Raw genomic sequence first — 24,353 nt, 5'->3', positions numbered from 1 at the left:
AGGGCTCAGATTATTGCCTCTCAGGAGGGAGGATAGGAACAGTCCTTGCTTCAAGGGGGATTTCTCCAGTTAGGGACTCCAAGAAGGCCTTAATTTTGCGAACCTCTTCCATGCTTAGCTTTTGACCGAGTTCCTGTTCTGCCATGTGCCTTATGGCTTCTTCAAGGGTCTTGGCTGAGCCGTCGTGGAAATAGGGAGCAGTTAAAGCAACGTTTAATAGTTGTGGAGTCCTAAAGAGGTATTTGTCTTTGGGATTTTTTGTAACTCTAAATCTTCCCGTATCGTTGTTACTCTTAAACTTGTGGAACCTGCCATCGGAAAGGACGGGACCATTGTGGCAGGCTATACAGCCTTTTTCAACAAAGAGTTTCATTCCCTCCTTTTGCTCTTTCGTTAAAGCGTTTTCTTCTCCCAAGAGGTACCTCTGGAAGGGAGAGTTAGGAGTGTTAAGGGTCCTCTCAAATGCCGCAATTGCTTTTGCAACGTTTTCAAAGTTTACAGGGTCGGGGTCGTTGGGAAAAGCTTTTTTAAACAGTTCAACGTACTCTGGAATAGCTTTAAGCCTTCTTACAACGAGCTCAGGAGTTGCGTTCATTTCAACGTGGGCTTGGATTGGTCCTTTGGTCTGTTCTTCTAAGGTTGGAGCCCTGCCGTCCCAGAACTGAACCTTTAGGAATCCAGAGTTAAGGGTTGTAGGAGCGTTCCTTCCGCCGGTCTTCCAGCCGTGGCCGATAGAAGTTTTAACGTTATCGTCTCCTCCTAAGGCGATGTTGTGGCAGGTGTTGCAGGAGATAATCTTGCTTCTTGAGAGTCTTGGGTCGTAGTAGAGCATCTTGCCGAGCTTAACCTTTTCAGGGGTTAAGGGGTTATCTGCAGGGATAGGAGGTAAGGTTGGTAGAGGGGTGAAGTAACGTTTATACTTTGAGTACTCGTCACTTTCATGGACTTTTCCGTGGGAGTTCTCCGCGTGGGCCTTTTTGACTGGAAGTCTCCCAAAGAGCTCCTTTATGGCTGCTAAGTATTTTAAGCCCGGAGGCATCTTCTCCTCTCTCATTGCCTCCTTAACGGCGTCAAGGAAATCTTCTGGGGTTGGGTGCTGGGAAAGGAGCTCTTCTTTGGTTGGAGCTACCGTTCCGTTGTGACACCCTTCACAGTTTTTTTCCCAAACGGCCGCCAAACCGTTTCCCGTTCCTGCCAAAAAGATTATGAGTGCGGTAAGTAGCCTTTTCATTTCCTCCTCCAAAGGCAGAATTTTTGTTCCCCGCTTGTTAGAAATAATATGTTGTTGCAAAAAATTTTCAAGTAGAGAGAAAAATCAGTCCAGAAGGCTTTCAGCAAAATTTGAGGCATCTTCAAGGGAACTAAAGAGGTATACGGGAATTTTGAGCAGTTTCCTTAGGCTTTCGTAGTTTGTCTCTACACTCTCATCAAATTTTTCTTTTGTGTTTAAAATGACGCACTTTACCCTTACCCCCTCACATTCGCACGCCTTTACAGTGAGTAACGTATGGTTTATCACCCCGAGCTTGTTGAGGGCTACTATGACGACGTCCATGCCAAGTTCTCTGGCAAGGTCTAAAAATGTGTACTCCCACGTTATAGGAACAAGTAACCCCCCGGCCCCCTCAAAGAAAACCTCCTCGTATTCCCCCGAAAAAGCCAGAATTTCTTTCTTTATCCTTTCAATAGAGATAGAGGTTCTTCCCATGTCTGCTGCGACAGAGGGGGCTACAGGAGCCTTAAAGGAGTAAATGGGCCTAATCTCCTTTCCGCAGGCTTCAGAGATTTTTTGGGCGTCCTCACAAATAGGAAGACATCCCGTTTCAACTATTTTAAAAGCACAGACGTTTCTGTTTTGCTCTCTTAACCATTTAACTAAGGAGATGGTAACGAAAGTTTTTCCGACACCTGTATCAGTACCTGTTACTAAAATCATCCGTTCCGCCTACCACAGGTAAGCTTTCTTTACTTTGTTCCTCATCTCTATTGCTGATGAGAGCTCCTCCTTTTTTGCGGAAAGGCGTTTCTGGAGCTCCCCAATAAGAGAGTAGAGCTGTTTAGCCTCTTCTATGCTAAGGGAGTGGATGTACTCGTAGTTATTAATAGACTTTGCAACTGAAAGGGCTTCCTTAAAGCGATTTTCTTCAATTAGCAACGCCAGCTGTTCTATTAAACTTTGTTCTTTATACCTTCCCATCCTTCCTTCAGGGTAGAGAGGATTTCAATGATATCAGAGAGCATCTTTAGGTCGTTTTTGCTATTAACAATCACTAATGCATTTATGACGAAGTTATAAATCTCCCGAAGGTTCTTCGCTATCTCTCCTCCTCTCTCCATGTCAAGAGAACTGTTAAGAACCCGTAGAATCTTATCAGCTTTTAATATCGCCTCCACCTTGGTTTTGACGTCACCGTTTTTTATAGCTTCCTCTGCTTCCTTAAGAAGGAGGATTGTTTTATCGTACAGCATAATAACGTGTTCAACCGGGGAAGCTGTCTCTACTTGAATCTTAAGGTAAGGGTTTACTCCTGTCATCAGCTATCTCCCTTAGGAGCTCGTAGTTGGTAAGAGGGAAGTATTTCCAAAAACAGAAACAATTTTTGCCCTAATGGCTTCCATTTCTTCCTGCAGGAGCTGTACCTGTATTAACTCTTGTCTAAACTGTTCTACCTGTTCTGTAATAAGCTTTTGCATTTCTGATATCTGTTCTTCCAGATAGCTTTTCTGATTTTCTAAGGACTTTTCGTATGCATCTACCGGACCGGAAGGGCTCTTAAGATAGATAAGGTAATCGTAAAGGTTAGTTTTGAGGGATTGGAGGAGAGATTCTACAGATTCAGGAGTGCTTGACAACATATCTTCAAGCGCTAAGCTATCTAAGGTTAAATGTCCTGTATCCTTGTCAACATCTATCAGATTGTTGTCAAAGAGGGGTTGAAGTTTGGAAAGTATGGATGACCTTATCATCTGCAAAGTAGTATTTCCTGAAAGCCTTCCATCCTTGCTGCTTTCGGTCTGAACAAAGTCAACAATACTGTTGTAGGCGTTGATAAAGTTTTGGAATGTTTCTTCAAAGCTTGTATAATCGTTCTCAACAGTGATAGATACTGCCGTAGAAGAAGTAGCTTTTACGCTTAACTCTAAACCGGGTATGGCTTCATTAAAAGTGTTAGTAGGACTGCTAATATCTTGACCGTAGAGCGTAATTATAGCGTCCTGTGCTTGCTGAACGTGGCTACTTGTGTAACTGTCTCCGAGTTGAAGCTGGTCAAGAAGGTCACCAGAACCTATTTCAGTTATGCTGATAACGTTTGTCTCGCCGGTATCCTTCCCTGAGAGTAAAAGCCTGTATTGGCTTCCATCATAAATTACCGAGGCTATAACTTTGTCCTGAGCGCTGTTTATAGCAGAAGCAATCTCTTGTAGAGTTGAAGGAGTACTTGTGTTTGTATCTGTATCGTAGTCTACAGTTGCAATTACGGTTCCAGCGTAGGAAATCTGTAGGGTACCTGCAGTTGTTGCTGGAACGCTGTCGGTAGAGGCGACTCCGTTTACTGATAGCCAGACATCGTTTTTTGCCAACTGTTTAACTGTAACGTCATAGCTACCAACTTGAGCTTTCAGCGGGTCGGTTACTTTAACTGAGAGAACAGATTCGTCGGAGGAGAAAGCAACTTTTTGTTCAAGTATGTTTGTTGAAGTAAGCTCATCAAAAACGTTGTAAAAGTTAGAAATTAAGTCCTGAAATTCGTTGATTGCAGAAATTTTACTGTTAAGTGTAGACTCCTGTTCTTGAAGCATAAGAACAGGTTGCATTTGAGCCTGATAGTAAGCGTCTAATATGGTTTGGTAATCAAAAGTTCCAGCTAAGTTACTAATATAAAACTCACCGGCCATAAGAGTTCTCCATTAAACTTTTTCGTTGTAAAGTATTCCTGCTATTTCGTCCAAGTATTTGGCAATTTTTAGGACGTACTCTGGAGGTATTTGTCTTATAACTTTGTTAGTTTCTCTATCAATAACTTTAACTACTACAATATCAGTATCTTTATCAATTTGTATCTCAAGCTGTGTGTTAAGCATGGACAGCTTTTTCTTTAAATCCTCAACTATTTTTTCAATTACTTCAGGGGTAGTTTTAACTGTTTCTTCTTTTCTTTTACTGTCAAGGTTCACCTGTTCCTGAGTATTTGGCTGTTTCAACTGTTGATTTTTTACCTCTAAGCTCTGGGAATTCATCTCAACTGACGGCTGTAAGTGAGCCACAGGCTTAACGTCCATCATTCTACCCCTAATAACTTATAAAGGGAGGGAGCAATCCCTCCCTCTATAAAGCTTATTACCTGAGAAGCTGAAGGACAAGCTGTGGAAGCTGATTTGCCTGAGCAAGCATAGCTGTACCGGACTGCATGAGAATCTGGTTCCTTGTAAACTCGGACATCTCCTTAGCAAAGTCAACGTTTCTAATCCGTGATTCACCTTCTTGAACGTTAATCCTCTGGCTTTCGTTGTTTATAACAATTTTCTCAAGCTCAATTTGGTAAGAACCTATTTTTGCATTAAGTTGGTCTACTGCTTTAATGATATTGTCTATATTTTGTATAGAGAGTTCTGCTAAGGTTTGAGAAGTTACGTCAATTGTAATGGTAGTATCTCCAATAACGATGGTGGACGGAGCGTTAGTGTCTTGAGCAGGGGTAGCTGTAGCTGTCCAAATTAACATTGCAAGGTTTTGGTTAGTCCTTCCACCGTAGTGGATTGTGAATGTATTTGGCCCTCCGGAGAAAATGTTTTTGCCGTTAAACTCTGTGTCTGAGAAAATTTTAGAGATTACGTCTACTAGCTTGTTGATGTCTTGCTGTATGATTTGTCTGGTAGCATTGTCCTGTGAGTCGTTAGCAGCCTCAATAGCCTTAGACTTGATGTCGTTGAGGATGTTGTAAACGTTCTGAAGGGCTGCTTGTGCAATTTGGGCTATGGAGATTCCATCTTGGGAGTTTCTTGTAGCCTGCTCAAGGGAAACAGCGTAAGTTTTCAGCTGGTCAGCAATGTAAAGACCTGCTGCGTCATCCGCAGCCCTGTTGATTCTGTAACCGGTTGCTAACCTTTCTAAAGCTTTGTTCATGTTTTGTTCTGTTTGAAGCAGGTTAAAATGTGTAAAGTCAGCTTGATAGTTGTAGTTGATTCTCAGTGCCATGGTGAACCTCCTTTAAAAGTTTTCTACTCTTAATTATCGGTAGGAGGTTTGAGAATTTTAGAGGCTGTATAGCACTTAAAGGACTTTAGTATCCAGTATAGGAAAGAAAGGGGAGGTAAGGAAAAGTCTATGCGGAGCTAAAATAGTTCTTGTGATGAAGGAAAGGGACGTAAGTGGAAAATGGCAGTTGGATATAGAAGAAGGTTGTTTGTAGGTCAGTAATATGGCAACTATTAAAGAAGCGATAGCTCAGGAGAACACAGTTTCTTATTTTCTACCCTTCTATAAATAACACCCCTTCATCAACTTTTGCAACTCTTCCTGATATAATTCTCTTTCCTAAGGAGTTTCTTCCTCTTTTAATGATGCATAAACTGTTTCTAAAGGTTATGGATTCCACGTTTTGCAAGATGAACTCTAAGTAGTTATCTATGTCAACCTCCGAATGTGTTATCTCTATGAACTTATGTAGCTTTCTCTTTAACCTATCCCTTAGGCTGGTGTCGCAAAACTCGTAGTGAATTATGTCAACAATGGTTTTGAAGAACTCTATTGATGAGATTTTGCCCGGTATGGGGTTGAAATTCCTCCAGTATGAGCAGTGGAGGTCTTCAACGATATATATACCATTTTCTGTAAGTAAGCTGAAATATCTTATAAAGTTGCAGATAATATTGTCTGCAGTGTGTGAGGCGTCATCAATAATAATGTCAAATTCCTTACTTAATGTTTTGATTTTTTCATAGGTAGTGTCTGAACAACTATCGCCAATGACGGTTTTAACTGGGTACGAAAATCTTAGTTCATGGCATTTATCGTTTATATCACATCCAACTATTAGCTTAGCTTTGGTGAAATACTTCTTCCAAATCTCCAGAGAGCCTCCATTTTGAATACCAATTTCCAGCAGACGTATTGGTTTTTCCCTAAAAGGGGAGAATATTTCTTCGTAAAATTCAATGTAACCTTCCCATTTGTCTGTAACGTAGTTATCATGTTGAAGGAAAAGATCTTTAAGCTGCATATTTGAGGTACCTCCCCTTAGTTTGAAACACAAAAGATAAAGTTCCGTAAGTAATATAAGTCTGCAAAAACTTTCACTACAATTGCAGCAATTATAACAAAAATGATAGAATCAATCTACTAAGCATATTACTTCAATTATTCTTAACTCTATTGTATGTCATAGAGGATTTTTGTGTCAGGGGTTGCGAAATTAGATGCGGCAGGGTTATTTGGGGTTATAGGAGGGAAATTTGAAAGGTGTGAGTGTTTTGATACCTACTTATAATAGACCTAAGCTTTTACGTAGGGCTCTTCTTTCTGTTTTGAGACAAACTACGCTTCCAGATGAGGTTATTATCTTGGATGATAATCCTAAATCTACGGATAACTACGAGGCTGTTAAGGATCTTATAGAGCAATACTGTTGGCTTATAAGATACGAAAAGAATGAGAGGAATCTCGGAGTTGTAGAGAGCTACTTAAAACTTCTTAAGCTGGCTAAGTATGAATATGTGAAGTTTCTTGCAGATGATGACTGGTTGCATCCTGAGGCTTTGGAAAAAATGAAGGGTGTTTTAGATAAATTCAGGGAGGTAGCTCTTGTTTCTTCTCGGAGAATTCCAGTAAATGAGGATGAGGAATGCCTGTTAGGTGTAAAGGCTGCTGAACCTTTATGTGAGGAGGACCAGATTTTAGATGGAAAAGAAATTATAAAGAAATCGTTTGTTGATTTGAGAAACTATGTTGGAGAATTTTCTACTTTTATGTTTAGGAAGTCTCTTTTAGATATAAATCCTTTTCACTTCTGTGGTTTAAGATTTAGAGCCAATGCAGATTGGATTTTATGGTCATATTTGTTGACGAAGGGAAAACTTTTTTATTTTTCGCAACCTTTGTCCTTTTTTACTGTTCATTCAAGACAAGATCAGGCCAATTTGGATGTTCAGCTTGCAGGATTAAGGGAACGTGTTGAGCTTATTTTGAACGAGCAGATACATCGCATGCTTAACGTTTCTTTGACTTTACGAGAAATTGCTCAGGCAGTTGAAAAATTGATATTGGAGGTAAAGCTCTTAGTTTCAAGAGGTTCTGGGAAGGAAGAAGAGAGCCTTATAAGGTCTTTTTTGGAGAGATATTCGGAAAAGTTATGTTCAAATAGGAGTAGTAAGAGGTTATGTGGGCGTCCTTCCTTCTCTGTAATAGTGGTTACTTACAACTCGTCTTCAACTATTGAAAAGTTGTTGAGCTCTTTAAAATCTTCGTTAATGCAAAATGATGAAGTGATAATTATTGACAATAATTCGCAAGATGAAACTTTTGCTTTGGTAAAGAGGTTTATAGAAAGAGAAAAACTTAAAAACTTTAGAATTTTAAAAATGGAAAAGAATTTTGGTTATGCTAAAGCTGTTAATGAGGGAGTAAAAGTTTCAAGGAACGATTACTTGGTTTTTGTTAATCCTGATACAGTATTGCCAGATAGTTGGACAGAGATTGTCTATGAGAACTTGAAGGATGATAAAGTAGGGGCGGTAGGCGCTCTATCAAATTTCGTTTTGAGTCCTCAGCATTTAGTGAGGTTCTCTAACTTTAGCTGGATTCTCAAAGGAAAAGAGATAGTGAAATACATAAACTTGGTAAATGAACACTTGAATAACTTGTATGGAAAGGACAGTGAGGAGAAGAAACTTCTTGTTGGTTTCTTCTTAGCAACGAAAAGAGAAGTTTTTGAGAAGGTGGGAGGCTTTGATGAAGAGCTCTTTTTAGGGATGGACGATTTAGATTATTCTCTAAAAGTGAGAAAGATAGGTTTAAAGCTTCTTCTTCCTAAGAATCTTTTTGTTTACCACGAGGGACATGTTTCCTTTAAGAAAAACAGGGAAAGTGAAAAGCACAAGAAATTGACGGAAAATATCTTTGCTGAAAAGTTAATAAAGAAGTACGGTTTCGGAAATGTACCCACGCCGGAAGAGCTATGGGGAGAGGAAGATACTCTCTATTTTGATGCTTTTGTCCCGATAGGTTCTAAGTATAAGTTCATGTTCAGATTTTCTGATAAAAAGGTAGATTTTCAACAGGTAGCGAAAGAGATTGCGAGAAGGCCAAAAGTAGGTATCGTTACCGTGTCCTACTATTCTTCAAATGACTTGGAGTTGATGGCGGAAAGCTTGAAAAAAATGTCCTATCAGGAGTTTGAGTGGTACATAGTTGACCATTCAGAGAATGAGGAAGAGGTAAAGAATTTAAGGAAGGTTTTATCAACCTTGCCTTCAGAAAAGGTTTTTCTGTTCACAAGAGAAAATAAAGGATATGCTGCTGGGGTAAACTTTGGAGTTGAAAAAGCTTTAGAGAATAATTGTGAGTACATCTGGATATTGAATCCTGATGTAGTAGTTGAAGAAGATACTTTACTTGAGTTGCTAAAGACACTTCTTTTTACCGATGTTCCAGTGGTAACTTGCAAAATAAGGGATTTAGTTGAAAAGGATAAACTTCAGTATGATGGGTTTAAGGTTTCATATACTCCTTTTCCTGACTATCTTCATCGTATACGAAAGGTTAGGTTTTTATCTGGAGCTAATATTTTTGCCACAGCCGAAGTCTTAAAGACTGTTAAGTTTGATGAGAGATATTTCTTATATTTTGAGGATAATGATTTCATGGAAAAGCTGCTAAAACGAGGGATAGTGCCTCTATATACTCCCTATACATCTGTTTATCATAAAAATAAAAAGAAAAGTTTCTTAACATCGCCCTTAGAAGTTTACTACTTCTTCAGAAATCACATTTTCTATTCTATAAGGAGCGGTAGTTTACCAGCATTTGAGAAAGCTATTAATGATGTCTTGGCCTTTTATAAGAATTCTTTTACCCAGAAGAGAAGAATAAAGGCTTTGGTCGCAGCTATTTATGATGGTGTGTTCGGTTTCTTGGGGAAGAGAGATTCTCTTTCTCATGTTCCCAGTTCTAAGAAAAGAGTTGAACTCTTGAGAGAGTACTTAGAGATAAGAAAGGTGAGCAAAGTTTTAGCGTTAGAGAAAGGGAGAGACTATCTGCTTACCCGTCCTCGTGATGTAGAGGTGTTTTCTAAGTACTTAAATGATGCTTTTCTTCTTGTAGCTTATTCAGGAGAAAGAGTTTATAGATGAAGGAGTCTCCATACCTAAGGGATAGCTTCCGTAAGATTTTTATCTTCTCAGTTTTGTTTGCCTCAAACCAGTAGAGGAGGAGACCTAAATTTCTTCCTTTGTTTTTCTTCCATTCTTCCCGAAGCTTTTCCATATTCTTGGAGGAAATAGAAAATGGGGGAGTGAGGATTTCGTTCTCAAATGCTGGTAAACATTCTGAAGCATTTCCCCACGAGGAAACAAAGGGATTGGAATTAATTATGTCTAATTGTTTTGCTACTTGTAGTATATAGTCAAAAGCCTTTGCAGAATTTCCTTTTTCTCTGAAAATTTTATAGGCGAAGAAGAAGAATTCTGGGAGGTTAATGTTAAGTGAGAAGACATGATTTAGGATTTTCTCTGCTTCTTTTCTACGATTGGTTTTCCATAGAAGTTGCAGGTAATAATTGTACATATATACGAGGAAAAAGCCATAGTCGGAGAAGTTGTCTTTGGCAGCTCTGAGGAATTCTTCAGCTGCTGAGAGAGCTTTTGAGAGGTAAGATTTATCCTTTGCAGATAAGAGGTTGTATGTTTGAACGAGAAAGAAAAGCTTGTAGTTGTATTCTTTGGAACCTTTGGGGAGTTCTTGTAGTTCTTCTAGGAGAAGGTTAAGGTTTCTTTCACCTTTTTTAAAAAGTAGTTTTGGATCAGCGTAACCGTAGTGGTTAACGAAAACGGGAATTCCTATGACGAGTTTTGCTTTGGGACTTTCGTGGACTTTACCTTTCCACTCTATTCCGGCTCTGTGAATGAAAATGTGGGAAGATATAGCCTTTATCTCTCCGTTCCTTCCGAAATTTTTCACTCCTATTGCGAAGGCGTCTACTTCTTTGGGGGCTCTCTGCATAGCAGAGAGTGCTTTTTTAAACTCTAAATCCTCAAGTTCAAAGTCGGCATCAAAGTGCCAGAGCCAGTCACCTGATGCCTCTTTGACGGCCCTGTTCCTTGCATCTGCAAATCCGTTCCACTCGTGTTCAACAACTTTACAGCCGTAAGATTTTGCTATTTCTTTAGTCCTGTCTGTAGAGCCTGTGTCTACAAGAACTATTTCATCAAACTTGCCTTTCAGAGACTTTAAGAGCCTTGGAAGGTTCTTCTCTTCGTTCTTTGCTATTATGCAGGCAGAGATTTTCATTGCTCCCCTTGACAAGGTTTAGAGATTTAAGTCTCCTACTAATATTTGGATTAGCTTTTTAACCTCTTCTTCCCTTTTGAGGCGTTTAGCTACGGAAGCCAAGTTGAAGAGGTAGTCTTGGTTTATTGGATTTATCGTTACCGCCTTGAAGAAGAAACGGTAGGCTTCTTCTTCCTTTTTCTGAATCCAGCTTAAGACCCCAAGGATGTTGTAGATGGGAGCTCCCTCGTAAACAGAGACCACGTCCTGAATGGCGGTTATAACCTCGTAAACTTTCCCGTCTTCAACGGCCTTTTCCAGTTCCTTTATTATGGACTCAATGTTCTCTATGAGCTGTTTCTCGCTTGAGATGGTCTCTTCAGAGACTCCCTGCTCAGGGGATAGGAGCTCCTTTGCCTCTTCAAAGAGCCCCATCGTTTTAAGGGCGTTGATTAGACACCTTAGGCTCTCTTGGTTGTGGAACTTAAGAAGAGCTCTCCTGTAAAAGTCGGTGGCGTTGAAGAAGTCGTAGTAGTTTGAGAGTTTATTCCCTATAATCGTTAAAGCTGTAGCTTCTGCAGCTTCTGGCTTTTCGTGCCATGAAAGGAACGGAAAGAGCTCCTTTTCCCAGTCAAAATCCTGAAGAACCCTTTTCCTCAGGACGTAGCTCCTCCAAGAGGTATCTATGAAAGAATCCTCAATTTTCTGGGTAACGTAGGTAAGTTCTGCTAACCTTACTTTTAGCCAGCGGATGTTTCTGTAGAGGAAGTCGTAGAAATCGTAGTCACCTAAGGAGCTATCAAAGCCTTTACCTTTTTCTACTACGGACTTAGACGTCAGGATGCCCCACTCAGGCACGTAGTCCTCTATAGAAAGGCTTGCAACGAGGTTTAGCTCCTTTTCAAAGGGCTGTTCAAAGTTCTTAACTTCCTCTTTTCCTCCAACATGAAAGATAATATTGGGGAAAACTATATCTGCTCCGGTTGACTCTCTTTCCTCTAAGAGCTCCTCAATGGCGTCTTCTTCCAGTATGGTGGAAGAGGAAACAAAGAGTAGGTTCTCTGAATTGGCAGACTCAACGAGGGCGTTCCTTATCTTTCCTTTCGGTTCTCCTTTTAGTCCGAGGAACTTTACAGGACAGTCAAGCTCAACGTCACTTTCCTCTCCAGAGAATATGACTTCGTGGATAAAATCGGCATTTTCGTTTATGGCCTCTAAGAACTCTTCCTTTGGTTCACTTTCGCTTAAAACGAGGAGAGAAACCTTTTCCACAGCGCCTCCTTATAGTTCCATGTAGGTGTTGTAGAGTTTAGGAGTGTAAAGTTTTATGTGAATGTCCTCATTTACAGGTTTTATGGAAAAAGTTTTAAGTTTGAGAGCTCCTGATATGTCGCCGAAAGAACCCTGAAACATGGGGATTCCTTCGCTTCCACCTAAAATCTTGGGAGCGTAGAAGAGGTGATACTTATCAATAAGCCCTGCTTTTAGGAGGTTCCAAGCCAGCTTAGCTCCACCTTCACACATGATAGAGAAAATGCCGAAACTCTCCCTGAGAGCTCTCAGCGTTTCTAAGAGGTTTAGCTCACTACCACTGACGGATACCGGCAAGATTTTAACTCCTAAATCCTTCAGAATGTTTGCCTTGTAAGATAGAAGGGATTCTTGGGCTGTAACGATTATTAACTCCTCCGCCCTCTCTTTTATTAATCGGCAGTTGACGGGAATTTTTAAGTCTCTATCTACAACTATCGCCTTTGGTTGGCTGTTTACCTTAAAGTAACGGACGTTTAGAAGAGGGTCGTCCTTTAGGACAGTTCCAATTCCGACCATAACGGCGTTGTGGTAACTTCGGAGTTTATGGACGAGTTTCCTTGACTCTTCAGAGGTTATCCACTTTGAGTTTCCTCTCTTGTCGGCGATTAGGCCATCAAGGGTTGAGGCAAGCTTTAATGAAACAAAAGGACGTTTCTCTTTGATGTTGACCAAGAAGTCGTCTATCAGCTCAAAGCACTTTTTTTTTAAAACACCTACTTCAACTTCTATGCCTGCTTTTCTTAAACGTTCTATTCCACCAGAGGCAACTGGGTTGGGGTCTCTAACGCCAACAACTACCCTCTTTATGCCGGCCTTTATTATTTTCTCGCTACAAGGGGGAGTTCTTCCGTAGTGGTTGCAGGGCTCTAAGGTTACGTAGAGGGTTGCTCCTTTAGCCCGTTCTCCTGCTCTATCTATTGCGATGCTTTCGGCGTGGGGAAGTCCGGCCCTCTCGTGGTATCCTGTTGAGATTACTTTTCCGTCCTTAACGATTACTGCACCGACGGCAGGGTTTGGGAGGGTTTTCCCCTTTCCCCTGTAGGCTTCTTTGACGGCAAGGCGCATAAACTTTTCATCTTCAGGCGTGGCCACTCCACCCCCTTAGAACTTTCTGTGAAGAATGTAGTAAAAGAGGAGGAAGAGAAGGAAGAGGAGAATTCCAAACTGAGCTTTAATCTTTTTATTCATCACCAAACCTATACAGATAGAAAGTTCATCGCCCTTCTAACTTCCTCCATCGTTTGCCTTGCAACTTCTCTTGCTTTCTTTGAGCCTTCAACGAAGACGTCTATTAGCTCGTCCCTCTTCCTTAGGAACTCTATCCTCTTCTCCCTTATAGGCTGGAGGAAGGCGTTGAGGTTCTTCGCCAGCTCTTTCTTACACTGAACGCAGCCGATTTCCCCTTTCCTGCAGGCTTCTTCAAGCTCTTCAACCTTTTCTTCTGGTGTAAATATCTTGTGGTAGGCGTAGACGGAGCAGACCTCTGGATGACCGGGGTCTGTTTTCCTAACCCTTGCAGGGTCTGTAACCATGCTCCTTACCTTTTTGTTTACCTCCTCTTCTGAGTCTGAGAGGTAGATACAGTTGCCGTAGGATTTACTCATCTTCCTGCCGTCAAGGCCGGGGAGTTTGGGCGCTTTTGAGAGGAAAGGCCTTGGCTCGGGGAATATGTTGCCAAAGAACCTGTTAAAGCGCCTTGTTATCTCCCTTGAAAGTTCCAAGTGAGGAAGCTGGTCTATACCGACGGGGACGGTGTCGGCTTTGTAAATCACGATGTCGGCAGTCTGAAGGACTGGGTAACCTAAGAAGCCGTAGGTGGCAAGCTCTCTGTCCTTAAGGTTTTCCATCATCTCTTTGTAGGTTGGATTCCTCTCAAGCCACCTTACGGGCGTAATCATGCTTAAAAGGAGGTGGAGCTCTGCGTGCTCCTTCACAAAGGACTGGATGAAAAGGGTGGCTTTCTGGGGAGAGAGGCCGGCAGCAAGCCAGTCGGCCATCATCTCTACGGTGTTCTCAGAGAGGGCGCTTGTATCGTGGTAGGAGGTGGTTATTGCGTGCCAGTCGGCTATAAAGAAGAAGCACTCGGCTCTATCCTGAAGCTCTATCCACGTCTTTAGCGCTCCAAAGTAGTTACCAAGGTGGAGCTTTCCGGTTGGTCTCATTCCAGAAAGGACTCTCTTTATGTCCTTCGGCTCTTCGTACTTTTCAAGGGCGATTTTCATCTCCTTGTCAACGTTTGCAACCAGAACCTCTCTCTCCATTTACTCCTCCACCCTTTCGTACCTCTCCATAATCCTCCTGTAAACCTCCTTGTAGCTCTCTACAACTTTACCCATGTCCTTCCTGAACCTGTCCTTATCAAGAACTTCCATTGTGGATTTATCCCAGAGCCTACAGGAGTCTGGCGTAATCTCGTCTGCGAGGATTACCTCTCCGTTGTGTCTACCGAACTCAAGCTTAAAGTCAACGAGGAGTATGTCTATCTCGTCAAAGAACTTTTTGAGGAGCTCGTTTACCTCAAGGGCTGCCTTTGTCATCTGTCCGAGCTCTTCCCTTGTTGCCCAGCCAAAGAGGTAAACGTGGTTGGGGCAGACCATCGGGTCGTGGAGCTCGTCGGACTTGTAGAAGTACTCTACGAGAGGTTCCTTTAAAGGAGTTCCCTCCTCAACTCCGTAGCGACGACAGAAACTTCCGGCGGCAACGTTCCTTACGACGACCTCAACGGGAATGATTTCGCACCTCTTTACGAGCATTTCCCTTGGGGAGAGCCTCTCTACAAAGTGAGTCCTTACTCCGTGCTTCTCTAGGTATTCAAAGATTACGGTTGAGATTGCACAGTTGATTACGCCCTTATCTTCAAGGACTTCCTTTTTAGCTCCGTCAAAGGCTGTGGTGTCGTCCTTAAAGTACTGAACGAGAAGGTTTTCGCTGTCTGTAGTATAGAGAACCTTGGCCTTTCCTTCGTAGAGTTTCTCTCTCTTCTCCATGGACTCCTCCGATTGGGTGCTGTTTTGCTGTTAAATTATAAGCCATTTCTGTTGCTATAATTCTTAGCTCAATCAATACCTTTTTGGTGAGGTAAGATGAAGGAGTACTGCGGCATTTTCGGTATATACGATAACCCTAACGCCGCCTACTACACCTACTTGGGGCTCTACGCCCTCCAGCACAGGGGGCAGGAGAGCGCTGGTATAGCTGTAACGGACGGTAAGCGGATTACCTACTATAGGGACTTTGGTCTCGTCTCTTCCGTCTTTAAGAGCGATAGCCTTAAAAAGCTTACAGGCCACACTGCCATTGGCCACAACAGGTATTCAACCTCTGGGGCTTCGGACTCTCCTGACAACATACAGCCAATCGTTGTCTCTTACAAGTACGGTCAGCTGGCCATTGCCCATAACGGTAACCTTGTAAACGCGCTGGAGCTCCGCGAAAAGTTAGAGGAAGAGGGCTCAATCTTTAGGGGAACTACGGACTCTGAAGTAATCGTTCACCTGATAGTCAAGTCAAGGAAGAAGAAGTTCCTTGAAAAGCTAATAGATGCCCTCTCTAAGCTTAAGGGTGCTTACTCCCTCCTCGTTATGACAAATAAGAAGTTAATTGCTGCGAGAGATCCTTGGGGATTTCGCCCCTTGTGTATGGGAGAGCTCAACGGCAGTCCCGTTTTTGCCTCTGAAACCTGCGCCTTTGACCTGATAGGGGCAAGGTATATCAGGGACGTAGAGCCGGGGGAGATAGTCGTAGTTGAAAACGGGAAGGTTAGCAGTCTACGTCTTCCGGGAAGCGAAAAGTGTAAGAAGTCCCAGTGTATCTTTGAGTTCATCTACTTTGCAAGGCCAGACAGCCGTATATTTGGAAAGAGCGTTTATGAAGTGAGGAAAGAGTTTGGAAGGATATTGGCGAGGGAGTACCCCGTAGAGGCAGACCTCGTTATTCCCGTTCCCGATTCTGGCGTAGTTCCGGCTCTCGGCTACTCTCAGGAAAGTGGCATTCCCTTTGAGATGGGGCTCATAAGAAACCACTACGTTGGAAGGACATTCATAAAGCCTGAGCAGAAGATGAGGGACATTGGGGTAAAGGTTAAGCTTAACCCCATTCCGGAGCTCCTAAAAGGTAAGAGAATAGTTGTCATAGACGACTCCATTGTGAGAGGAACGACGAGCAGGAAAATTATCAGGATGCTCAGGGAAGCTGGAGCAAAGGAAGTTCACATGAGAATCAGCTCTCCCCCTACAAAGTGGCCCTGTTACTTCGGTATAGACACTCCAACGAGGGACCAGCTTATAGCCTCTTCCTACTCTGTAGAGGAGATATGTAAGTTCATAGAGGCCGACAGCCTTGGATACCTCTCCTTAGAGGGGATGCTTGAAGCTACCTGTGGAAGTAGAGAGGAGTTCTGTACCGCCTGCTTTGACGGCAAGTACCCTGTAGACGTTCCTGAAAGGATAGTGGAGCAGTCAAAGAAAAAGTAGTGGCGCGCCCGGCGGGACTTGAACCCGCGACACCAGGATCCGGAGTCCTGGGCTCTATCCAGCTGAGCTACGGGCGCGTATCCTTTGGTTTCCTGAAATAAATATAGCCGGCAGGAGCAGTGAAAAAAGCGCTGAGCTATTTGTGCGTGATATTATACGTAGTGTCCTGCGTTTTAGCCATAGTCATCAGCGCTAAGGTTGCCAACATTCGCTCAAAGTGTACCCACCAGAAGGCTAAAATAACAAAACTGGTAAAGGAGATAGAGAGCCTTAAGGAGGAGAACAACAGACTGACGGTAAAGTACTACTCCATACTCAACCCTAAAACCGTTGACGAGAACTCTAAGGACCTCAGACTACTCAGGGAAAACGAGGTCAAGTACTTAAAATGAGAATCCTCCTAAAACTAAAGGAACTGTTACTCAGGCTTTACAACTTCGTAAAGCCCTTTAAGGACGATAGGCTTAACCTCTTTCTCTTCGTTTCGATTGTACTTGTCTTTATTTACTTGGGCAAGCTCTACCTTCTTACCTTCAGCCAGAGGGAATTTTGGATAAACTTGGTAGAGAAGCAGTTTGCAGGTGCTATAAAGATTTCCTCTGAAAGGGGAGAGATTCTTGATAGGAATAGAGCTCTCCTTGCTGCAAGCGAAAGGGTTATCTCCTTCTACGTGAGACCCTCAGAGATAAAGGATAAGGAGCTCTTTAAAAGAATTTTACTTAGAGATAAAGATGTTATTGAAGATTACGCCCGTGAGAAGGGACTGAGCAGTGAGAAAATCAAAAAATCTCTTAGCGTCTTTGAAAATATTTCCCCTAAGGACATAGACTTTGCCTACAAAAAAGAGTTTACCATCGTTAAGAAGGACGGAAAAACTATAAAAGTTCCCTTTGTCTGGCTTAAAAAGAGGATTTCCTGCTCCCGTAAAGAGGCCTATAGGGCAGTTAGAACGGCTTTAAACATCTACTACTACCTCTCTAAGGAGGATAGGTTTAAAAAAAGATATCCGGATTTGCTGGGCTACGTTACAGAGTTTAAGAGGGTTTACCCCTACAGCACCGGCTCTGTCGTTGTTGGGCTGACAAACAGGTCTGGGGAGGGGCTTTCTGGTCTTGAGTATTTACTTGAAAGGAGAAAGATAATAACCGGTGATACGATAACCCTCTCAGGAGAGAAGGATACCCGTGGTAGGGTTTACCTTGGAAAGGAGGCGAGACTCTTCTTAAGTAGACAGAAGGGGAACAACGTAGTAATAACCATAGACGGAAACCTTCAGTACATCTTTGAAAAAACAATAGAAGAGTTCGGTAAAAAGTGGCATCCCAACTTTATAAACGCCGTTCTAATGGACCCTTACACTGGGGATATTCTGGCTGCTGCAAGCTATCCCTTCTATAAGTACGGGGAAAAGAGAGGGAAAAAACTTCTCTCAAAGCTTAATGCAAGGTTCATAACTGCTCCCTATGAGCCCGGCTCTGTTATAAAGCCGATAACTTTAGCTGCAGCTATAAATGAGGGACTTGTAACGGCAGATACCGTGTTCTTCTGTCCTGCAACCTACCAAGTTGGAAAGAAAACCTTTAAGAACGAGTTTCACGGAAGGGACGTGAAATTAAGGGCGTGGGAGATTATTCAGTACTCGGATAACGTGGGGATAATAAAGGTAGCCCAGCTTCTTGGAAAGGAGAAGCTCTACGAGTACTTTAAGGCCTTCGGCTTTGGGGAAAAAACCGGGATAGAGCTCCCCGGAGAAGACCCCGGTGTACTGCGCCACTGGAAAAAGTGGAGGGACGTTGAGTTTGCCACCCTCTCCTTTGGACACAACATAATGACAACGACGCTTCAGCTTGCGGCTGCCTACTCTGCCCTCGTAAACGGTGGCGTTTACGTAAAGCCCCGTCTCCTCCTTGCAATCGTTGACGACAAGGGGAAAGTCATTAAGAGGTTTCCCGTAGTTAAAAAGAGGAGGGTAATCTCTGAGAGAACCTCTAAGGTAATGCGTAGGGTTCTCACCATGGTTGTTGAGGGGGGAACTGGAACGGGAACGCGCTTTGAGAACTTTTACGTTGGCGGAAAGACGGGAACGGCCGTAAAGTACGACCCAAAGATAAAGGCCTACAACAAGCAGAAGATTACGGCCTCTTTTGTCGGTGCTTTCCCTATGACGAACCCAAGGTTTGTTCTGGCCGTAACCGTTGACGAGCCGAAAGTTCCAAAGAGGGAGCTCTGGGCGAGCAAAATCGCAGTTCCCCTCTTTAGGGAGCTTGCAGAGAGGGTTCTCCTCTATGAGAGGGTAGCTCCCGACAAGAAGGAGTATAGGGTTGGGAAGGATGGGGCTATCCTCTGCTCGGAGATAAATAGGGATTACCTTTTAACGAACGGACTTCAAACGGAAAAGTAGTAAAATTAGCCATCAATCAATTTTAAAGGGGTAAGGAGTATGATTGAAATAGAGCTCCCAGACGGTAGCAAGCTTACCTTTGAGAGTGAGACGAGCGTTAAGGAGATTGCCGGTAGGATAGCAAAGAGCCTTGAGAAGAACGCAGTTGGAGCTCTCTTTAACGGGGAGATAATAGACCTTCACACGCCTATAAGGGAGAGTGGAAAGATAAGGATTCTAACGCCGAAAGACCCAGAATCCCTTGAAATCCTGAGGCACAGCGCTGCCCACATCTTGGCAAAGGCAGTTAAGAACATATACGGGCACGATAAGGTAAAGCTTGGAATAGGTCCGGCAACAGAAGAGGGTTTCTACTACGACTTTGACCTTCCCGTCTCCATCTCCGAGGAGGACTTAGAAAAGATTGAAAAGGAGATGGAGAGAATCGTAAAGGCGAAAGAGCCCTTTAGGAGGGAGAAGGTAACGAGGGAAAAGGCTAAGGAGCTCTTTAAGGACGACCCTTATAAGCTGGAGCTCCTTGAGGCAATTCCTGAGGATGAAGAGATAACAATCTACTGGCTCGGGGAGGACTTCTTTGACCTCTGTAAGGGTCCACACGTTGAGCACGCAGGAATGGTAAAGGCCTTTAAGCTCCTCTCTGTTGCCGGTGCGTACTGGAGGGGAGACTCAAGGAACAAGATGCTCCAGAGGGTTTACGGAACGGCCTTCTGGAAGAAGAAGGAGCTTGACGAGTACCTCCACAGGCTTGAGGAGGCGAAAAAGAGGGACCACAGGGTTCTCGGTAAACAGCTTGACCTTTTCAGCATTTACGAGGAAGCCGGTCCGGGACTTGTCTTCTGGCATCCAAACGGTGCAATCATAAGGCAGGAAATAGAAAAGTGGGTTGAGGAAGAGCACAGGAAGAGGGGTTACCAGAGAATATACACTCCCCACATAATGAAGGCCGACCTCTGGAAGACTTCAGGCCACTATAACTTCTACAGGGAGAACATGTTCTTCGTTCCCGTTGTTGAGCACGACGAGGAGCAGAGGCTCGGTAACGAGGAAGTTCCCCTCACGAGTGAGGAGATAAAGGAAGCCCACTGGTACGCAGTAAAGCCTATGAACTGTCCCGGACACATCCTTATATACAAATCTCAGGTTAGAAGTTATAGAGACTTACCCATAAGGTTCTTTGAATTTGGAACTGTCTACAGGTACGAAAAGAGCGGTTCTCTCCACGGTCTCTTAAGGGTTAGGGGATTTACTCAGGACGATGGACACATATTCTGCCGTCCCGACCAGCTGAAAGAGGAGATTCAGGGAGTTCTTGACTACGTGATGGAGCTCCTCTCCACCTTTAAGCTTGACTACGTCATAAACATCGGCACAAAGCCCGAAAAGTATATCGGTAGCGACGAGGCTTGGGAGCACGCAACGCAAGCTCTGATAGACGCCCTTAAGGAGAGAGGATTTGACTACAACATCGTTGAGGGTGACGGAGCTTTCTACGGTCCAAAAATTGACATAGCCGTCCTTGACGCCATTGGAAGGAAGTGGGACGGGCCAACAATTCAGGTTGACTTTAACCTTCCGGAGCGCTTTGACCTTACCTACGTTGACAAGGACGGCCAGAAGAAACGTCCCGTAATGGTTCACAGGGCTATTATGGGAAGCATTGAAAGGTTCATAGGACTTCTCATAGAACACTACGCAGGACTCTTCCCAACTTGGCTTGCTCCAACTCAGGTCGTAATAATCCCGGTTAGCGACAAGTACCTTGAGTACGCCGATGAGGTTTACGAGAAGCTAAAGGGAGCTGGCATAAGGGTGAAGCTTGACGATGAAAGTGCAAAGGTCGGGTATAAGATAAGGAAGGCGGAGTTAATGAAGATTCCTTACATGCTCATAGTTGGTGAGAAAGAACAGCAGAGCGGAACGGTCTCTGTAAGGTCAAAGAGGGAAGGTGACCTTGGAGCTATGGACTTAAACGCTTTTCTGGATAAAATACTTACAGAAATAAAAGAGAAAACCTAAGCTTAGAAGGAGGGAGCCATTAGTAAGAAACTTGACCAGACCAGAGTAAACGAAAGAATCAGGGCTAAAGAGGTTCTGGTAATTGATAGCGACGGTAAGAACTTAGGGGTAATGCCTACTTACAAGGCGCTACAGCTTGCTCAGGAGCAGGGGCTGGACCTTGTTGAGGTCTCTCCGAACGCCAACCCTCCCGTTTGCCGTATTATGGATTACGGTAAGTACAAGTACCAGCAACAGAAGAAGATGCACGAGGCAAAGAAGAAACAGAAGACTATAGAAGTTAAGACGATAAAGGTCCGCCCCAGAACAGACGAGCACGACATGCAGGTAAGGATAAAGCAGGCAAGGAAGTTCCTTGAGAAAGGGAACAAGGTAAAGGCCGTTGTAATGTTTAGAGGTAGGGAGCAGGCCCATCTGGAGATAGGAGAAGCCCAGCTCATGAAGATATACGAGGCCGTTAAGGACATAGCAGAGATTGAGCGCAAGCCTAAGAAAGAAGGCAGGGACATGATAATGATACTTGCGCCTAAGAAAAAATAGCTTATAATTCTCATCCGTTTTCAAAACCGTAAGGAGGCACGCAATGCCCAAGATAAAGACGAGGAAGTCTGCTGCTAAGAGGGTAAAGGTAACGGCTAAGGGAAAGATTAAGCACTGGAAGCCAAACAAGAGCCACCTTCTCACAAAGAAGAGCAGGAAGAGGAAGAGACACCTCGGTAAGGCTGGATACCTTGAAGGAACACAGGCTGCAAACTTTAAGCAACTTGTTCTCTACAAGTAAAGGGACGTAAGGCAGGCTTAAAAGCTCCCCACAGGGGACGCCTGCACTACGGAGAAAGGAGGAGAAAATGAGGGTAAAGTACAGTCCGAGAAGGAAGAGAAGGAAGAAGCTTAAAAAGCTTACAAAGGGTTACTTTGGTGGCCGTTCAAGGCTCTACAGGACTATGAAAATTGCTGTAATGAAGTCCCTCTTTTACGCTTACCAGCACAGAAGGCTTAAGAAGAGGGACTTCAGGAGACTCTGGATTGTAAGAATTAACGCTGCAGTAAGGCCTTTAGGTCTCAACTACAGCAGGTTCATCCACGGTCTCAAGAAGGCTGGAATTGAGCTTGACAGGAAAATCTTGGCAGATATTGCCGTTAGAGACCCAGAAGCCTTCAAGGCTATCGTAGAGAAAGCTAAGCTTGCTCTTCAAGGCTAAAACGTTGGGCGGGTCTTCCCGCCCTTAATCAATCCATATAAAAGAAAAATCAAACTCAAATCTGTACTTTCCAAGTTCAGAAGTCATCTTCTCTGAGCTCACGTCCGACAGTTTTACGTAACGTGGTTGCAACAGCTACCTTAAAACGTAAACATTCATCCACAAACGTAGCTGTTGCTTTTGAGACTTCCCTTAGAAGAGAACCTCTCTCCCTTTGACTCACAAAGACTACACCTCTTTGATGTCCAGCGTGGATACACAAAGTCAACGCTAAATCCCTCTTCTACAGATAGTTCTTTAACTCTATCGGTTGTTTTCTTCCTTAACCAGTAATTGAGTTTCCTGTTCAACTTTCTGCTCTTTTCTCCCTTCTTACCTCTTAACCCTTTTAGGTTTTAAAAAGAGGGGGATTAATCCCCCTCTAATTTTCATCTTCGGGGCAGCTATCTAGACAGTTATCCATACAGTTGTCGTATATATCATTTTGACAACCTGGATCGTCAGGTTCACAAAGACTGTCAGCCATGTTATCGCAGGTTTCCTCACATTCTCTTTCACAAAACTCATCCATTATCTATACCTCCTTCTATTCGTGATTGGAATTGTTTTGACTCTCTAATTCGGGACGGGTTAAGGCTATCAATCCTACGACAGGAGTTAATGTTTCCCAGTCGCGTGGGAGAAGCATAGAGGTTAACTGTAGGGCAAATAGAGCCCATCCTATTGGACCACCAAAAATTGAAGCGGCAATTTTTTGTAGGAGAGCGTTAGCTCCGAAAGAAAGTCCTCTGCCGATTATAATTTTTGCTAGATAGTTTGCTATCTTAGCTATGAAAATATGGAATTTAAAACCTAGAATTGTACGTAAAACAGTTAAACTCATTTGACCTGAAGATATGGCTTTTAGAACCTTATCTGTGTTAATTCCGGCTTCTTTTAGCTCGTCTTTTAGAGCCTCTACTAGCATCTTTTTATCTTCTTCACTTAACCCTTTCCAGAAATGTTCGATAAACCTCATCCTTATCCATTCTTCTCTTTCCAGTATTCCTTCCCAGGTATCCTCAGAATATTTGAACTTTGGTTTAGAAACATTAAAAGCTTGGGGAAGGACGTCCTTAGTTAGCATATCTAAACATACTCCATAGTTCCCACTTTTTCCTGTTATCCAATCAACGATTCCAAAACCATCGGTGAACGCCACTTCCATTCGATTAATCATTTTGTCAATGGATGCTTCTTTCCCTAATTTCTCAAGTTTTTCATCGTCCTTTAGGACTTCTTCTTTAGGTTTTCCCCACGATTCAAGATACAGGTAGATTACTCCCCTTAGCTTTGGAGGCATAGCCTCCAGAACAGGTCTTACAGCCTCGTCGAAGGTGATAGCCATGCTTACCTCCCCTCCTGTGAATAGTCTATATTTATAGTAAGACCTTAGTAACTACATGTCAATAGTTATTAACTACTTGGGAACTAGGAGGATAATATGAAAAGGCAAGGAAAGGAATCGCAAACAAAAATTTCTTCTTTTAGCATTCCTAAAGTTGCTGACGCTATGTTGACTGATCTATCTAAACTGGCTGGTGTAACTAAATCTTTGTTTTTAACTATATTACTTAATAATCTTTTACCTTTGCCTAGTAATAAAAGTTTAATTGAGAAAATTTTGGTTAAAAGCGGTCAAAAAGATAAGGAGATACTACTGAAAACGATAAATGCTCTTGCTAAGGGTTATGGTTTTCAAATCAAGGAAAAGAAAGAGAGCTTTTCTCAAGGAGTTTGGAGCATAACTTTTCTTGATCCTAAAACAGGTAGTGAATTTGAAGTTACCCTGTTAGAGGATAACTTCAAATTAAAGAGGTTTGTAGTAAAAAATCGAGATGGTGAGGAAGTAGCATTGATGAGTGAAGGTAAGTTGAGTGCACAGAATGTTCCTCTAAATATTATAGGCTTTATAATGAAAATTTTTAATTAGGCTGAATTTTGGTCTGGTAAATATCGAAACTTCTTTCTTTTTAGCGATCTTACTGGTAGTTTTCTAATTGCTCCATTATTCTTTTTTATGTTTTTTGTCTAAGGACGCTACTCTATAAATTCCAGCTTTCTCTATGACTTCAAGGTAGAACTTTAAAACCTCTGCATACAGGGAAAGCCTTCTGTCAAGTGATTCCCTTTTCTCCTTGTTGGGTTCGTAAATTTTCAGGAGAACCGTTTTAACTACTTTCAAGGTCTTCCTCTAAAAGTTTCTGGACTTTCTTAAACTTCTGAGACCTTGCTCTGTAAATCCTTGCTGTAAAGGAAGTATAATGGTGTTAAATGTCTATGTTTGGGTATGAAATTTTAACGTCCTTCTCTTAAAGTAATAATCTTTGCTACTCTGTCTTCTGGTTCAACCAGAACGTAGTACTTGACTCCTTTCCTCTCGTAGAGCCTAAACTTCACACTTCTGTCTTTTAAGGCAGTTGACT

General features: G+C 42.8%; 26 protein-coding genes and 1 tRNA gene. 9 read left to right on the top strand and 18 right to left on the bottom strand.

The genetic code is table 11. The annotated features are described in order from the left end of the window. Positions 1–10 precede the first annotated feature (10 nt). The 8 genes from CLV27_RS02205 to CLV27_RS02170 all read right to left on the bottom strand — a co-directional run bounded on the left by CLV27_RS02205 (position 11) and on the right by CLV27_RS02170 (position 6,221). The gene (locus CLV27_RS02205; protein WP_132525377.1) at positions 11–1,231 is read right to left on the bottom strand and encodes a cytochrome-c peroxidase; all 1,221 of its coding nucleotides are present in this window, start codon (positions 1,229–1,231) and stop codon (positions 11–13) included. 84 nt (positions 1,232–1,315) lie between these two features. Further along, positions 1,316–1,936: a dethiobiotin synthase gene (gene bioD, locus CLV27_RS02200; RefSeq protein ID WP_132525375.1), complete on the bottom strand. Its 621-nt coding sequence runs from the start codon at positions 1,934–1,936 to the stop codon at positions 1,316–1,318. A gap of 9 nt (positions 1,937–1,945) precedes the next feature. Further along, positions 1,946–2,197, bottom strand: coding sequence for a hypothetical protein (locus tag CLV27_RS02195; protein ID WP_132525373.1), 252 nt, complete (start codon positions 2,195–2,197; stop codon positions 1,946–1,948). Beyond that, complete coding sequence (fliS, locus tag CLV27_RS02190) at positions 2,170–2,535, bottom strand: flagellar export chaperone FliS (protein ID WP_132525371.1); 366 nt, start codon at positions 2,533–2,535, stop codon at positions 2,170–2,172. The genes CLV27_RS02195 and fliS overlap by 28 nt, the downstream gene beginning before the upstream one ends. 12 nt (positions 2,536–2,547) lie before the next feature. After that, positions 2,548–3,897, bottom strand: coding sequence for a flagellar filament capping protein FliD (gene fliD / locus CLV27_RS02185; RefSeq protein ID WP_132525369.1), 1,350 nt, complete (start codon positions 3,895–3,897; stop codon positions 2,548–2,550). 12 nt (positions 3,898–3,909) lie between these two features. Beyond that, positions 3,910–4,284: a flagellar protein FlaG gene (locus CLV27_RS02180; RefSeq protein WP_243644838.1), complete on the bottom strand. Its 375-nt coding sequence runs from the start codon at positions 4,282–4,284 to the stop codon at positions 3,910–3,912. A 55-nt stretch (positions 4,285–4,339) separates the two neighbouring features. Continuing rightward, complete coding sequence (locus CLV27_RS02175) at positions 4,340–5,197, bottom strand: flagellin (protein WP_132525367.1); 858 nt, start codon at positions 5,195–5,197, stop codon at positions 4,340–4,342. 274 nt (positions 5,198–5,471) lie between these two features. Next, a complete protein-coding gene (locus CLV27_RS02170) occupies positions 5,472–6,221 on the bottom strand; it encodes a class I SAM-dependent methyltransferase (RefSeq protein ID WP_132525365.1) in 750 nt (249 codons plus the stop codon). Between the two features lie 241 nt (positions 6,222–6,462). On the opposite strand from CLV27_RS02170, the gene CLV27_RS02165 reads away from it, so the two are divergent. Continuing rightward, positions 6,463–9,348: a glycosyltransferase family 2 protein gene (locus tag CLV27_RS02165; protein ID WP_243644848.1), complete on the top strand. Its 2,886-nt coding sequence runs from the start codon at positions 6,463–6,465 to the stop codon at positions 9,346–9,348. Here CLV27_RS02165 and CLV27_RS02160 read toward each other — a convergent pair. From CLV27_RS02160 to purC, 5 genes are all read right to left on the bottom strand, one after another. Then, positions 9,287–10,504, bottom strand: coding sequence for a glycosyltransferase family 2 protein (locus CLV27_RS02160; RefSeq protein ID WP_132525361.1), 1,218 nt, complete (start codon positions 10,502–10,504; stop codon positions 9,287–9,289). The two genes, CLV27_RS02165 and CLV27_RS02160, sit on opposite strands and share 62 nt — an antisense overlap. Positions 10,505–10,522: 18 nt before the next feature. Then, on the bottom strand, positions 10,523–11,755 hold the full coding sequence (locus CLV27_RS02155; protein ID WP_132525359.1) for a tetratricopeptide repeat protein: 1,233 nt from the start codon (positions 11,753–11,755) through the stop codon (positions 10,523–10,525). A 9-nt stretch (positions 11,756–11,764) separates the two neighbouring features. Beyond that, on the bottom strand, positions 11,765–12,889 hold the full coding sequence (gene ribD / locus CLV27_RS02150; RefSeq protein ID WP_243644837.1) for a bifunctional diaminohydroxyphosphoribosylaminopyrimidine deaminase/5-amino-6-(5-phosphoribosylamino)uracil reductase RibD: 1,125 nt from the start codon (positions 12,887–12,889) through the stop codon (positions 11,765–11,767). Between the two features lie 104 nt (positions 12,890–12,993). Continuing rightward, positions 12,994–14,058, bottom strand: a complete 1,065-nt coding sequence (trpS, locus tag CLV27_RS02145) for a tryptophan--tRNA ligase (RefSeq protein WP_132525357.1) — start codon at positions 14,056–14,058, stop codon at positions 12,994–12,996. Continuing rightward, the gene (gene purC, locus CLV27_RS02140; protein ID WP_132525355.1) at positions 14,059–14,784 is read right to left on the bottom strand and encodes a phosphoribosylaminoimidazolesuccinocarboxamide synthase; all 726 of its coding nucleotides are present in this window, start codon (positions 14,782–14,784) and stop codon (positions 14,059–14,061) included. It abuts the gene before it with no gap. A 96-nt stretch (positions 14,785–14,880) separates the two neighbouring features. Between purC and purF the strand changes: the two genes are divergently transcribed. Further along, positions 14,881–16,269: an amidophosphoribosyltransferase gene (purF, locus tag CLV27_RS02135; protein ID WP_132525353.1), complete on the top strand. Its 1,389-nt coding sequence runs from the start codon at positions 14,881–14,883 to the stop codon at positions 16,267–16,269. Here purF and CLV27_RS02130 read toward each other — a convergent pair. Further along, positions 16,270–16,346: transfer RNA gene (locus CLV27_RS02130), tRNA-Arg, on the bottom strand. A gap of 69 nt (positions 16,347–16,415) precedes the next feature. On the opposite strand from CLV27_RS02130, the gene CLV27_RS02125 reads away from it, so the two are divergent. From CLV27_RS02125 to rplT, 6 genes are all read left to right on the top strand, one after another. Next, complete coding sequence (locus CLV27_RS02125) at positions 16,416–16,661, top strand: hypothetical protein (protein WP_243644836.1); 246 nt, start codon at positions 16,416–16,418, stop codon at positions 16,659–16,661. Continuing rightward, complete coding sequence (locus CLV27_RS02120; RefSeq protein ID WP_132525349.1) at positions 16,658–18,670, top strand: peptidoglycan D,D-transpeptidase FtsI family protein; 2,013 nt, start codon at positions 16,658–16,660, stop codon at positions 18,668–18,670. The genes CLV27_RS02125 and CLV27_RS02120 overlap by 4 nt, the downstream gene beginning before the upstream one ends. Before the next feature lie 39 nt (positions 18,671–18,709). Then, positions 18,710–20,686 (top strand): threonine--tRNA ligase, encoded by a 1,977-nt coding sequence (thrS, locus tag CLV27_RS02115; protein WP_132525347.1) that lies wholly within the window; start codon positions 18,710–18,712, stop codon positions 20,684–20,686. Positions 20,687–20,704: 18 nt separating this feature from the next. Continuing rightward, complete coding sequence (gene infC, locus CLV27_RS02110; RefSeq protein WP_132525345.1) at positions 20,705–21,226, top strand: translation initiation factor IF-3; 522 nt, start codon at positions 20,705–20,707, stop codon at positions 21,224–21,226. 43 nt (positions 21,227–21,269) lie between these two features. Further along, the gene (gene rpmI / locus CLV27_RS02105) at positions 21,270–21,467 is read left to right on the top strand and encodes a 50S ribosomal protein L35 (protein ID WP_132525343.1); all 198 of its coding nucleotides are present in this window, start codon (positions 21,270–21,272) and stop codon (positions 21,465–21,467) included. 67 nt (positions 21,468–21,534) lie between these two features. Beyond that, complete coding sequence (gene rplT / locus CLV27_RS02100) at positions 21,535–21,888, top strand: 50S ribosomal protein L20 (protein ID WP_132525341.1); 354 nt, start codon at positions 21,535–21,537, stop codon at positions 21,886–21,888. 155 nt (positions 21,889–22,043) lie between these two features. Here rplT and CLV27_RS02095 read toward each other — a convergent pair whose 3' ends face one another. Beyond that, complete coding sequence (locus CLV27_RS02095; protein ID WP_132525339.1) at positions 22,044–22,238, bottom strand: zinc ribbon domain-containing protein; 195 nt, start codon at positions 22,236–22,238, stop codon at positions 22,044–22,046. Positions 22,239–22,474: 236 nt separating this feature from the next. Then, on the bottom strand, positions 22,475–23,275 hold the full coding sequence (locus tag CLV27_RS02090) for a YaaW family protein (RefSeq protein WP_132525337.1): 801 nt from the start codon (positions 23,273–23,275) through the stop codon (positions 22,475–22,477). 96 nt (positions 23,276–23,371) lie between these two features. Here CLV27_RS02090 and CLV27_RS02085 point away from each other — a divergent pair, with 96 nt between their 5' ends. Next, positions 23,372–23,860, top strand: coding sequence for a hypothetical protein (locus CLV27_RS02085; RefSeq protein ID WP_132525335.1), 489 nt, complete (start codon positions 23,372–23,374; stop codon positions 23,858–23,860). Between the two features lie 75 nt (positions 23,861–23,935). Here CLV27_RS02085 and CLV27_RS08485 read toward each other — a convergent pair whose 3' ends face one another. Both CLV27_RS08485 and CLV27_RS02080 read right to left on the bottom strand, forming a co-directional pair. Then, on the bottom strand, positions 23,936–24,112 hold the full coding sequence (locus CLV27_RS08485) for a hypothetical protein (RefSeq protein ID WP_165863659.1): 177 nt from the start codon (positions 24,110–24,112) through the stop codon (positions 23,936–23,938). 113 nt (positions 24,113–24,225) lie between these two features. After that, complete coding sequence (locus tag CLV27_RS02080) at positions 24,226–24,327, bottom strand: hypothetical protein (protein WP_132525333.1); 102 nt, start codon at positions 24,325–24,327, stop codon at positions 24,226–24,228. Between the last annotated feature and the right edge of the window lie 26 nt (positions 24,328–24,353).

It is taken from the genome of Phorcysia thermohydrogeniphila (assembly GCF_004339575.1).
Lineage (GTDB): Bacteria > Aquificota > Aquificia > Desulfurobacteriales > Desulfurobacteriaceae > Phorcysia > Phorcysia thermohydrogeniphila.
This window is presented reverse-complemented; position numbering and strand designations above follow the sequence as displayed.